Source organism: Methylophilus sp. 13, from assembly GCF_015354335.1.
Taxonomy (GTDB): Bacteria; Pseudomonadota; Gammaproteobacteria; order Burkholderiales; family Methylophilaceae; genus Methylophilus; species Methylophilus glucosoxydans.
Window position 1 is genome coordinate 66,134 of sequence record NZ_JADKYR010000001.1, and the last position, 12,271, is coordinate 78,404.

Sequence of the window (12,271 nt, forward strand, 5' to 3'; positions counted from 1 at the left end):
AGTTAGTAAACACTTGAAAACCAAGGGGAGTGAGAATGGCTGCAGTTGAAACTTCTGATCCAAAGGATTTGGATAAATACGATTATAAATGTGAAGCAGGGAGAATCAGGCAGTTCCTGTGGTTCTGCGCCGGTATTGATGAACAACTCATCAGAAGATGCCCACATTCAGAGCGCGTCAAAGCAGAAGGTATCGGAGGAGTGATCTTAGCCACCTCTGTTCTTGCTTTCTTGTCTGGCTCATATGCCTTTTACACAGTATTTGGCCCTAAGATCAGTTATGCACTAACTCCTGAGCAACAGGTATCGGATCCCATGAGTGTCTTGTGGGCGATTGTATGTGGCATTGCTTGGGCGTTGGTGATTTTCAACCTGGATCGTTTCATCGTTACTTCCACAGGGCATGGTGATGGTACTGAGAAGATTACGTGGGATGAACTGATCAATGGTCTTCCTCGTATCGTGATGGCAGTATTCATCGGGATATGTATCTCTGCGCCATTGGAAATTAGAGTCTTTCAATCTGAAATCAATGCTGAGTTAGAAGTTAGACAGACGGAACAAACAAAAAAATATGATGAAGGCTCAAATGCCGGTTTTGCAATGAGAGAAGCTGATCTAAACGGGCGGAAACAAGAAAAACGTGAAGAGCTTCAGAAGAAAGAGTCCAGATTAAATGGCGGCCTTCTGGATATCAAAAATCAACGGAAAACCTTAGAAGATGAGGCTGGTGGTAATACTAAAACTGGAACGGCAGGCCGTGGTCCGGCGTGGCGTGACAAAATGGCCAACCTAGAGAAAATGGAAGCTGAACTTCAAGAAGAGAAACCGAGATTAGAGCAAGACATTAGTCACTTAAAGACAGATATTGCTCAACTGCAGACTGAACTTACGCAACTGTCAGAAGAAAAGACCAAGGCGCATATGGAGAATACGCGCCGTGCAGTGAATATTGATGGTCTGGGAAATAGGATCAATATTGCTCATGAGCTGTTTCCAACATCTTCGAAGCTGCTAATGCTTTTACTGATTATTATTGAGGTCACTCCAATCTTCATCAAGATGATGTTTATTAGAGGTCCATATGACCTGCTAAGTGAAAACCAAAATAGGATTGTGACGGCTAAGTTTGGCATTGAAGAGTACCCATTGATTCAAGCAGGCCAGAATCTCTCACCGATTGGTGCGGTATCGCCCAACTTCCATCAAGCGAAAATTATTGAGGAGTATGAGGTAGCCACTTTGGCCGCCGAACGTGAGTTATCTAAAACTGCACAAGAAGCATACTTAAGAAAGATGAAACGCGACATTCAGGCAAATCCTGAAAAGTACTTTACTGAAAACAGTTAGTAAATACGAATTATGAAGGCATTTATTTCAAGAGTGCTTTTTGAATTCAATGGCTTCAACCCTGAGGTGATTGAACGACTCAGGGGAGAAGACCAATTCAAACTGGTTGCACTCAGTATATGGGCTTTGGCCGGAACACTACTTTGCGCTTTGTCGATAGGGTATATCGTCAGCTATGCAGCAGTTAGTGTTCTTTCAGGGGTGATTAGTTTTTTTATCGCATTTTTTGTACTAGTCTCTCTAAATGTTTTGCTTGTTACGACAAGTGGTATGGAGTCCAATCTTAAGCCACTAGAGCGTAAGAAATGGCAACCCTCTAAATTTCGACCATTAAGCTATTTCATGGTTGGTTTGCTGTTTTCGCAGCCAATTTTGCTGGCGTGGTTATCTCTGACTGATCAATTGGAGTCGAATGTTTCTATTCGCCATCTGGATACCCAGATTGAATCGATATCCAATCAATACAAAAACTATTCTGCACAAAAAAACTTGAGGCTTATTCAGTTAGAAACCTATCGGAATCTCGCTGATAAGAATGCACCAAATGTCACGGCCAAATACGTGAAAAAAGCAATGTTGATTGATGATGGTGATTCCAAAGACACTTTAGAACAACTGAAGAATAAACTAGTCGGCTTGGGTTTCGATGTTACTTCCCTCTCAAAGGTTTATGGTGTCGATTTAGATGCCAAAATCAAAAGCTATTACGACAACATAAGTGCAGGGGACATAAGTCTTTTTGTTTACAGAGGGCCTTCCAAAGTCACATCTGATCATTCGCTCGAACTAACCCCACCCAATGCCGGGATGTTTTCTCATTCGGTTGATACTGATAGCTTAATTTCAATCGTAGCTAATAAAAAACCGTTGGCGTCGTATTTCTTGTTTAGCTTATCGGCAAGTTCTGATAGTGCGAAGATCAGTAAAACGATCAACTGGGAGAACCAGGAAAGTAGCTATGTTATGTCTTTGAGTAATGATGAGCGTGGCGAGCTAGTAGAATCTTTCTTGAAAAACTTGAATGAATCAGTCGAGCTTAACAATACCTTTAGAACTACTGCCTCTGAGTTCGCAAGTGATGAGGAAAATCCTAGGTTATATCAATCGTTGCAATTGCAATTTCCTATTTTGCTGACTTGGGGTCAAGGCCAGTTTTATAAAGAAATGAGCAGGGTAGATATGGACGGTATGCTCCCTGCGGGTGATTACTGTAAAACTTACTCAGGATTTGAACAAAGTACTTTTGCTAAATGCTTGGAGGCAGAAGAGGGTATCGTTAAATCAGAATTGCAGTTCATCGATGAAATGCTAGCCAAGAATGTACAAAGTATTGAAGAAGTGAAAACAAAAAAACTTCAAAATCCGTCAATTCTATTTAACTATACGGGTTGGTTTGTCAAACACGTCTTCTTGGCGATTATTCTAAGTTTGTTTGTAATCTTATTTGTAGGTGGGCCTTATATCTACAGAGATTATATAAATACGGGTGTGATATTGAGGTATGAATTAAAAAGCATTCAATTTAACCGTGTGAGCCTTCATAAGCAGTTTCGGATATTTAGAACAGTTATCAGAAACATAAGAAACAGATTTATCAAAGAAGGGGAGCCGTTTGATGAGACAGCAATACAACACCCACTGTACAAGTCTAATGTGAAAGAGCGCAAGAGGAAGCCAAACTCTACTGGCGATGATCTTTATAGGTCTCTTAGAGAAGCTATTAAAAATAATAAGCGGAGTTCATTGTGAAGAAACTGTTTCATGCGCTAAAGGGCTTTGTGTATGCCTCCGCAGGCGTGGACACCCAGTTGATATATGACTGCCCATTACATGAACGCCGAAGAAATCTATACATTGGCTTATTGGTTTTAATGGTCAGCCTTTTGAGCTTCATAAGTGTTATTTATACCGTTTACAACATATTGGAAGCATCCGTAATTGATAGTAAATACAGCGACTATGTGAATTTTTCAATTGCATTGGTCACAGGCTTTATTTGGTTCTTAGTCGTATTCAATATTTACCGTGCGTGTTTAACAATTTCTGGAATTGGAGATGGCACCTCACGAATTACTTCTGATGAAATCAAAAACGCAATTCCACAAATAATCATGGCATTGGTATTAGCTCTATCTTTAGGGGCACCGCTCAATATTTTGTTATTACACCGTGAAGTAAATCATGTTGTAACTGCTTCAGATATTGACAGATTAATGCAGAATGAAGAGAGCCAAATCAAGTCAAAGGCGCAAATGCTCATTGAAGCACACATGGATGAAACTTCTAATGATCAGATGGCAGTCAGCGAGAGTCAGGTCTTCAAAGAGCTCAATGACAATCAGGAGGAGCTTTTAATACAGAGTTCACAAAGCTTTATGGGGTTGCTTGACAAGATCTATAACCAGAATCCACTACTGACTCTCTTGATTTTTGTAGTCGCGATTCATCTTTACATCGTGCCCATCTTTTTAAGGATGCTTTGGGTTAAAGGGGTGTATGAGTTCAAGGTCGAGTTCCAGAATCAAATCTCGCTTGCCGACAACGGTATTTTCAAAGATTACTACAGGGTAAATTTCCAAGGAACGCATACAGAGAATCGATTTATTCAAGCTGAGCGTGTGATGAGGTCAAGAAAATTCACGACTTCCGAAATTGAAAATCAAGAGTAAGAACAGGCGTAACCAGAGTGATGAAAATGAGAAAAATAAATCTAAACCTTATATTAGTTAGCGCTGTCCTGCTGTTGTGCTCTTCAGCAAGTGCTGATTCATTGAGGGGGCATGTAGTAGGTGTCGTTGACGGCGATACAATCACTTTGCTTGTAGACTCGCACAAGCAATACAAAATTAGGCTTTCAGGAATTGACGCTCCTGAGAAAGCACAGCCATTTGGCCAAGTCTCGAAGAAATCACTTTCTGATTTGATTTACGATAAAGATGTATTTGTCGAATATTCTAAATATGATCGATATGGCAGGGTAATAGGGAAAATCAGCTTTAATAAGCTAGATGTGAACTTGGAGCAAATTAAGAAGGGGTTAGCTTGGCACTATAAGAAATATCAAAATGAGCAATTACCTTCAGACCGAGAGCTTTACTCAGATGAAGAGCTAAAAGCTCACGCTTCCAAATTGGGCTTGTGGAGTGAAGTTAATCCGATACCGCCTTGGGATTGGAGAAAAAAGAAGAGTGAGCACTGAGTTAAAATACTCACTAAGAAACGAGCTGATAATAAAAGGAAGAGGACTGTAAATGGAAAAACAACAATCATCACAATGGTGGCGTTGGCCATTATTACCATTTGCTTCAATATTAGGCGGCTTGCTAGGTTCCATGCTATTTGTATTTCTACATTGGCTTTTAATGAAGTTTCAGGGTGACTTCCACGAGGATGGCTGGTGGTTTAGATATATCTTGCCAACGATTTCTTCTGGAGTTTTTGGTTGGCTATACATATACATTACCTTCAGAGTAGCGCCAAAGGGAAAAGTGATTGCTGGGGTAGTGATGACGACAATTCTCGGGATTTTTACGATTTTTAGTATCGTAGCATCTTGGTATTTAAGCTCAAACTCCATGATAAATGCAATTCAACAAACTATTGGAGCACTGGCGGCATTCATTTTTGCAATTGTTGGTTTGGTTCAAATGAAAGACGAGCAAGAGCGTATACAAAGTTACTCTCAACAGCTCTTAGAGACCTAGCTAACTTTTATCAATTTCAAATAATCCAAGAGCCTCTGAAATGGCACAAACAAAAAGACCGAAGAATAAGTGCAAAGATTGCGGAGACACCTGGTATCCCCGTGGTAGAAATCTATCAAATAAATGTCCAAATTGCGGCAGCGAAAATATAGAGATTAGCCGGGAGGGTTTGCTAGTTGGCGTTCTATTCTTTGCGATTTTGATAATAGTCGGCCTATATGGTGACAATAAAAATACAGAGCAGGAACAAAATAATCTAACGGAGACTGTTCAGTTGGATGAAGGTACGTTTATAGACCGCAGTGAAGTTGAAGAAGTTGAGTCAGGGGCAGAGGTCCCACCTGAGATGGGCACCGAACAAACCAATCCCATCGATTTCATATCGGAAGCTGCAGGGCATCAACATGAGACATCTGACGGCACTTCAGATACTAAGGCGCATGCTACTATCCCAGCTGATGAACAACCTTCATTTCGTGAGGATTTTTACAGATGGTCTGAGTCTGAGAAACAACTACGGGCTCGTTACATGTCTTTACTCAACGATTCATCTGCAAGCCAGAGCGATTTGGATGGTAGGAGGTCAGATTATCTAACTTTTGTGGATAATAAAAATAAGAAATGCGGGAGTATATTGAGTGATCATGCAAGTAACATAAACTCAAATGTTTCACATATCAACTTCAATAGAGAGCAAATTCATATCATTAATTGCCATCAAGAAGCGAATGTAGCAAGGATTAATGAAATTCAAGAGCAATATTAATTGCTAACGCTTCAGTACCAACTGCTCCTCAACAAGTGATGACAGCTACAACGCTTACAATAAATCGATGAGATTTGCTTCCTAAAACTCATCTTCATCAAGGGCATATGTATGCATGTTGCCATTTGCGACTTTATATAGTGTCATCGTAAAGACACTAAACTCAATGCCTTCATCTGTTTGTCTCTCTTTAGCTACAAATGATTCTGAGCGGGACAGTTTTCCACTATCCAGATTTTGATATCTTAGGTCATACTCACCTGCCGTAATATTTTCGACTGTGAAGTCGCTATGTGCTGGGATGAAAAATACCCGTACAGGAGCAGCGCCATTGTTTTGAAGAGCATAGAGTTTAACGAATACATCAGAATCGTTTCTATTGTTATCTACTGTTACCTTGGACTTACCGTTCGTCCTAAGCTGCGGATACCCATCGACATATGTTGGAAAGTCAGGCCATTCGTTTCCATTCGGATCTTCTAATGGGCGAGTGTAGGCTGGCTTGTGCTGTATTGGCTCCGCAATTTGCTCTGAAGCCGAGTAGCTACTTCCATTGGAGTTATTGATGTTTCGTTTACTTTCATTGTAAAGAGCATCTGCCACAACCCCAAAAACCAAAAGCATGACTGAGGCTTGTATATAAAAAGCTTTATTGAAAAGTGCCCATGAGTTGATTAGTTTTACCGTATTAACACCATTTTTTGTAAGGGTGTTAATTAAATTATCAATGTCATTTTTTAAAGTAAGAGTTTCTTGTGATGCATTTCTCCTTGGGAGTTTATTGGCAAACTTCAATGCATCTTGTGCCACGGCATATGCGACATCCAGTTTGTTGTTGTATGCAAATACCCATGCCTGATAGAAAGTCAGACGAGCATTCATATCGTTAGGGCGTTTTCCTCCAAACATATTAACTAATAGTGTTTGAATCGAGTAAATTGGACCCCACGGTAAGCCCCACCATCCAAACAGCCATGTAGTCAAGGAGGCCTTCAATATTTGTTTTTCGGCACATACGCTGCAGTAAATGCCTTGGTGAGCTCTTTTGGACGTATAAAAGAGGAAGCTTCTTACGTCATAGAAAATTGAATACCTTGGTTGGGCTGATACTTTATCGCATACAGAGCAAACAGCGGGCTCTGGTGGATCTTCATCCTCCTCAGGTGTGTGATGAACAGTTTCAACAAGTGAGGTATCGTATTCAGCTCTTAGGTCAGGGTCACTGAGTACACTGAGTGCTTCGTTTAACAACTGAAAACGTTGTGTAGCGTCTTTGGCTTTATTTCTATCCGGATGTAACTCCATCGCCTTCTTTTTAAATGCCGATTTGATATCGGATTCAGTGGCGCTAAAATCTATGCCTAATATTTTGTAGTAGCCTTTAGGGTCTTTTGAACTCAATTATTTTTTCCCTGGTTTGTAAAATGAGGCAGCAATTATCATTATTTAACTTTTGACGAATAATACCCTACCTTACCGTCTAAAATTCATTAAACATTGGGTAATGTGATCGTGCAACTGGCTTTTCTGCTATATCTAGCAACGGATGAAAGGTATTTCTAGAGTACTTCCTCTGGCCTCCTTATTTTTCTCTTAAATTTTTACAAAATGTGATTAGTGAGTGTATTCATGGACTCTGCAATTTTCTTAGAGTGGTTTCGTTATGCTGTTAACCGTGTAGGGTCGGGTTATTTTGGCTATGCTGAACGTGTTTATTGTTACGAGCTATATCATTTTTTAAGAGTTGCAATGCATCATCATGAGCGAGTAAATGGTCCCATTGGAAATATCTATCTTCATAGCGAGTTGGTTAAAGCTGTTATTTCAACAGATATAGCACAGCGGTACGAGGTTTGGCCTTTGAGCGCGCAGAGAATGCCTGACTTTCTTTTTCATACGCCCGGAAACTTCGATAATCAAATTGCAGCAATCGAAGTCAAAGTTTCACCCAACTTGTCAGCTGCCGATCTAATAGACGATTTAAAGAAACTCACTGAGCTTCGCCAAAATTATCTATACGATCTTGGGATATTCCATTGTATAAATATCGAATCAGATAGGTTGCGAATGCTTCTACAGCGAGCTAACGCTGGCGATATGGGCTTGGATCAAGACATACTAGTTGAGTGCAAACCATCACACGGTGCGCCAATTGAATCATTTAAGCTTTCGGAACTTCTGACATAAGATTGTGCAAAGAGGATTAGATCTGGATTTGGATTTGAATATGTATCGTAGCACCGAGATGTCCATGATGATTTCTTTGAATTTTTTTATGAGAAGAGTAGGGCAATTCAAGTCTCCAGTTGGTGTGGCTATCAAGTCTGAAATTTATTCATCATTCCATTTACAAATAATATCATCCATATAGAATACCAACCAGATGGTATGTTTTTTTGGGGGGGTGGGGAATGATATTAATGTCAGACGAGTTTAAAGTTTGGGCTGTTCTTTTTGCCGGATTATTCTTTAGCACTACTGCCATGGCAGAAACCGCAGAAGAGTTATGGCAAAAGGCTCAAAGTAAATATTTTGATAGTCGCCACATAGAGGTATCTGAGTTTATGCAGATTGCTGGCCCTCGGATATCTGAAAATGGTAGTCAGGTTCCCTTAATAATTACTATTGATAATGATAAGACGCCTTCAAGGATAGAGAAGCTCTATTTGATTTTGGATGGGAATCCAATTCCATTGGCGGCTACTTACAAACTTGGTGGGTTGCTAGGCAATCTGAAATTAGAAACTCGCATCCGGATGGATAAGCAGTCAAATATCCGCATTATCGGTGAGACTGCTGAAGGCAAACTTTACATGGCCACAACTAATGTAGAGGCCGGGGGAGGGTGCGGTGGCAATGTTAATGTCGAGGATCTGGCATTAAATCCAGATATTGGTCGAATAAGATTAAACCTTTCCGGAGTTCCTGGGGGCAACTCTCACGTTGCCTTTATGATCAAGCATCCAATGCTCAGCGGGCTTCAGCATGACTCCAAAACGAAAGAGAAAATCCCAGCTAACTACATTAATAAAACAGTTTTTAGGTTTAATGGTGAGTTATTATTTGAGGCCGATTTGGGAGTATCGACCAGCGAAAATCCGTACCTTCGTTTTACCTTTATACCTAAACAGCAAGGAGAGCTTGGTGTCATTGCTGAAGATAATTTTGGCAAAAAATTCTCCCATGATTTGAAAGCCACTTTTTAATCATCAACAGTTACAAGATGTTTGCAATAGCCTCCAACTTCATATCTTTGCCTAGCCGATAGTAATACCTCCTAATCTAATGGATAATGATCAATATATTAGGGAAAAAGAATAGTATGGGCCTAGAAAAACTTGCCGACCTCAAAAAGCAACTTGCTGCAGAGGTCAAATCTGCAAAACCAATCAAATCACCAAAGACTGCCTCCGTAGATCCAGTCGTATTAATCATAGGTAAGTTACAAAAGCTGTTTCCCAAGACTTTCCCTAAGAATCCAAACCCTAAGGTCCCCCTAAAAGTTGGTATCCTGGACGATCTTTATGCTCGATCAGAAGAGATTGGCATTTCAAAAGAGGATATCCAGTTAGCGATTAAAACATGGTGCAAATCCTCTCGGTATTGGAGCGCTTCCAAAGAAGGTGCCGTACGCGTTGATTTGGATGGAAACCCTGCAGGTGTTGTAGAAGCCAAGGGGGCCGCACAAGCAAGAGCCATGGCAAGGAAAGCCAAAACCCCAAAAGTTGCGTCGTCCATACCTGTCGGTGATACTCTTAAATCTTAAATCGAATAGCATCTCTACAGACTATAATGCCTGAATAAACTGGTACGGCAAACGGGGAGCAGGTCAATCAAGCTGGTGGATACTCATTCAGCCGATCAAATGGGCTGGTCAGTATCAACTATCAAGTTTTATGGGCTGACATTGACCATTACAGTTTAAATGGTGGCAACTCCATAGCCTACACAATCCCTACAAGACAGGGACATCTTCTGCTTTTAAAATCTATATTTAGACTTTGTACCCTGACTAAATCCAACTTCGATTTAATAATCCCTGTTACTTTAGCTGGTATTTCACTGGCTATATGTGTGTTCAAATTATTCAGTCTAATGTTTTCCGATATTCATCTATCGCTCAGTAATTTCATGATTATTAATCACTATTTCGAAAACATATGGACAGGTTTCATTAACTTAATTGCCTGTGGCAGGTAGGGAGCTTACATTTCATCATTGATGTAAGCCAATAGTGAGCGTGTCATGTACTTGTGGTCTTGTGTGCTTTACGTTTACTTGGGCGAATAAGACCCTTTCCTTTGCGAATCTTTTCTAGGTAAGGTTCTGCCGACGTTGGCACATCAACCGTAAATTTTAGACCAAGCTCACTCATAAGCTTAATGACTCGGCCCATCTGAGCTGTTTCCTTACCGTACTCAACATCACCAACAAAAACGGGACCTACTCCAGCCATGCCAGCTAAGTCATCTAGCCGGATCTTGTTAGCCTTTCGTGTTGCGCGAATGACCTCACCCAATTCTGCCATCGTGTTGATTTGGATTTTCATTACATCTCATCAAAATATATTCGAGCTGATATATTTTACTGTAATTCCCCAATAAAATAGATGAATATATCTGACCGGATATATTCTTAATTGAGATAGGCGGCTGATTGGCTCCAAGTGCCTCGAAATATGACCAGCCTATTTATCATCATCTACCTTCGAATCTTATAATTAAATCTGGATTGAAATCCTCATTCTCATTCCTACCCAAAACATATCCCCTGGGATTACAGACCACTCTCGTTTCACTGAGTACATAATCAAAACTGTCATGAGTATGCCCATGTATCCAAAGCGTACTGGCGCCAAATAAATTCTCTAGTCTCGATGCGAAGCAAGGTGCCAATGGGACATTTTGGAATCTCTCAGCAACAGAGTACCAACTCGGGCAGTGATGCGTGACAACCACAGTCTGCCCATTGAAGGGCTGATCAAATAGCTTTTCCTTCAGCCAGGCCCTGGATTCATGATGTAACGCTTCCGAGTCTTCAGCAGTGAATCTTGAGTTGTTCTGCATGATTAATCGAAAGTCATTGAGTCCTCTATTGGCCTCTCGTAAAGAATCTTGGTATTTTGACTCTCCAAACAGCTGAAAGTCTGTCCAAAGCGTGCATCCCAGGAAACGAACGCCATTAATAATGACTTCATCGTTCTCCAGAAAATCCACACCATATTGCTCACCAGATGACCTCAGATCGTCGAGAACCTTTAACCGATCGCGTTTATAGAACTCATGATTGCCGGCGACATAAACAATTCGAGTATCTGGCCAAGCATTTCTTGCCCATGGTATAGCTTGATCGCCAGTCCAGATGTCTCCGGCTAGTACAACTACATCCGCCTTATCTTTTGCAGGGTAAAAAGGTGCAAACTCTAGGTGTAAGTCACTTAACACTAATATCTTCAAAATCTCCTCCTAATCCTTGACCTAGCCAGCCACTGATAATGGCTATGCGAAGGCAGTGTCTTCATCTATGAATAGCCGGGCACACCAAAATAACTTCCTATGCCTTCCCGGTGCAGAAAACCGCACAAATTGACCAGCAAGAACGGGTCTGGAGCAATGAGCTCATGGACTAAATAGTGAGAACCAGTCGCAGTGAGTGCGACTTGGTTCTCCGGATCGTAGCCAATCACCGGTGAGGTATGCACTGCACTCGATAAGGGTTTGCCTACCCGACGCCCGATCAGAAAGTACGTATATTTATTGAAAACTGGATAAATCCTTTTATAGATGAATCCACCTTCAATATGGCCTCTCAGATTACTAATGATGAATGGCATCTGAAGCGTTAGCATGTCCTCAGGTGAGGCCAACTCAAGGCTTAGGAACTCTCTATTAAGTCTAATGATGTCATCAATATTCTTGGGGATATGCTCACCATAATCCTCATGCAACTTCCTTAACAAGCTGTCATAGCTAGACTGACTCATATTCGATGAACTTCAAGCCCGAGTTTCTCAATAGGTAACTGGCCTAGCGCCAAAATAGTTACCAATGCCATCTCGGTGAAACATGTAGCAAATATGAAGTAGCAATAACAGATCTGGTGCACCAGTCTTGAAGCTCTCAACCACGTAATGTGATCCAGAAGCGGTCAAAGCTACATTGTTAACGTTATCGTATGCAACAACTTGTGAGGTGTGGAAGGCCTCCTGATCGCTGTTGAATCCAACAAGACAAAAAACTTCAGCATTCTTGCTTGGAACGATGCGTTTATAGACAAATGCCTGAGTTAGAACTCCACGCAGATTTGTCACAGGGATGTCCTTATGCATTTTGGCTAAATCCTCTGCACTCGCATATTCCAATTGCATGATGTGTCGATTCTGAGTGATGATGTCGTCGAGCTCCTTGGGCAATAAAGCTTCGAGGGTGTCGTTTAAATTATCTTTTTCCATA

14 protein-coding genes are annotated in these 12,271 nt (G+C 40.9%); 9 read left to right on the forward strand and 5 right to left on the reverse strand.

The window, feature by feature from the left end:
- Window positions 1-35 precede the first annotated feature (35 nt).
- Genes INP77_RS00350 through INP77_RS00375 form a run of 6 tightly spaced genes read left to right on the forward strand, consistent with a single transcriptional unit; the run spans window position 36 to window position 5,819 of the window.
- Window positions 36-1,349 (forward strand): DUF4407 domain-containing protein, encoded by a 1,314-nt coding sequence (locus INP77_RS00350; RefSeq protein ID WP_194746734.1) that lies wholly within the window; start codon window positions 36-38, stop codon window positions 1,347-1,349.
- Window positions 1,350-1,361: 12 nt separating this feature from the next.
- On the forward strand, window positions 1,362-3,098 hold the full coding sequence (locus tag INP77_RS00355; protein WP_194746735.1) for a hypothetical protein: 1,737 nt from the start codon (window positions 1,362-1,364) through the stop codon (window positions 3,096-3,098).
- Window positions 3,095-4,018, forward strand: a complete 924-nt coding sequence (locus tag INP77_RS00360; RefSeq protein ID WP_181256652.1) for a DUF4407 domain-containing protein — start codon at window positions 3,095-3,097, stop codon at window positions 4,016-4,018. Before INP77_RS00355 ends, INP77_RS00360 begins: the two co-directional genes overlap by 4 nt.
- Before the next feature lie 20 nt (window positions 4,019-4,038).
- Window positions 4,039-4,548, forward strand: a complete 510-nt coding sequence (locus INP77_RS00365) for a thermonuclease family protein (RefSeq protein WP_228518622.1) — start codon at window positions 4,039-4,041, stop codon at window positions 4,546-4,548.
- 52 nt (window positions 4,549-4,600) lie between these two features.
- Window positions 4,601-5,053 carry a hypothetical protein gene (locus INP77_RS00370; protein ID WP_194746736.1) on the forward strand — a complete coding sequence of 151 codons (453 nt, stop codon included), beginning with the start codon at window positions 4,601-4,603 and terminating at the stop codon, window positions 5,051-5,053.
- A gap of 40 nt (window positions 5,054-5,093) precedes the next feature.
- Window positions 5,094-5,819, forward strand: coding sequence for a hypothetical protein (locus INP77_RS00375; RefSeq protein ID WP_194746737.1), 726 nt, complete (start codon window positions 5,094-5,096; stop codon window positions 5,817-5,819).
- An 81-nt stretch (window positions 5,820-5,900) separates the two neighbouring features.
- On the opposite strand, the gene INP77_RS00380 is transcribed toward INP77_RS00375, so the two are convergent.
- Window positions 5,901-7,220, reverse strand: coding sequence for a J domain-containing protein (locus INP77_RS00380; protein ID WP_194746738.1), 1,320 nt, complete (start codon window positions 7,218-7,220; stop codon window positions 5,901-5,903).
- A 228-nt stretch (window positions 7,221-7,448) separates the two neighbouring features.
- On the opposite strand from INP77_RS00380, the gene INP77_RS00385 reads away from it, so the two are divergent.
- The 3 genes from INP77_RS00385 (at window position 7,449) to INP77_RS00395 (ending at window position 9,585) form a co-directional block, all read left to right on the forward strand.
- Complete coding sequence (locus INP77_RS00385) at window positions 7,449-8,006, forward strand: hypothetical protein (RefSeq protein ID WP_194746739.1); 558 nt, start codon at window positions 7,449-7,451, stop codon at window positions 8,004-8,006.
- 233 nt (window positions 8,007-8,239) lie between these two features.
- On the forward strand, window positions 8,240-9,025 hold the full coding sequence (locus INP77_RS00390; protein ID WP_194746740.1) for a quinoprotein dehydrogenase-associated SoxYZ-like carrier: 786 nt from the start codon (window positions 8,240-8,242) through the stop codon (window positions 9,023-9,025).
- Between the two features lie 116 nt (window positions 9,026-9,141).
- Window positions 9,142-9,585, forward strand: coding sequence for a ProQ/FinO family protein (locus INP77_RS00395; protein ID WP_194746741.1), 444 nt, complete (start codon window positions 9,142-9,144; stop codon window positions 9,583-9,585).
- A 477-nt stretch (window positions 9,586-10,062) separates the two neighbouring features.
- Here the strand turns inward: INP77_RS00395 and INP77_RS00400 are convergent, their stop codons facing one another.
- The 4 genes from INP77_RS00400 to INP77_RS00415 form a co-directional block, all read right to left on the reverse strand.
- Window positions 10,063-10,368: a transcriptional regulator gene (locus tag INP77_RS00400; RefSeq protein WP_194746742.1), complete on the reverse strand. Its 306-nt coding sequence runs from the start codon at window positions 10,366-10,368 to the stop codon at window positions 10,063-10,065.
- Window positions 10,369-10,516: 148 nt separating this feature from the next.
- Entirely contained in the window at window positions 10,517-11,275 is a 759-nt protein-coding gene (locus tag INP77_RS00405) for a metallophosphoesterase (RefSeq protein WP_194746743.1), read from the reverse strand.
- A gap of 65 nt (window positions 11,276-11,340) precedes the next feature.
- Window positions 11,341-11,802 carry a hypothetical protein gene (locus INP77_RS00410; RefSeq protein WP_194746744.1) on the reverse strand — a complete coding sequence of 154 codons (462 nt, stop codon included), beginning with the start codon at window positions 11,800-11,802 and terminating at the stop codon, window positions 11,341-11,343.
- A 27-nt stretch (window positions 11,803-11,829) separates the two neighbouring features.
- On the reverse strand, window positions 11,830-12,270 hold the full coding sequence (locus tag INP77_RS00415; protein WP_194746745.1) for a hypothetical protein: 441 nt from the start codon (window positions 12,268-12,270) through the stop codon (window positions 11,830-11,832).
- Window position 12,271: the final 1 nt, after the last annotated feature.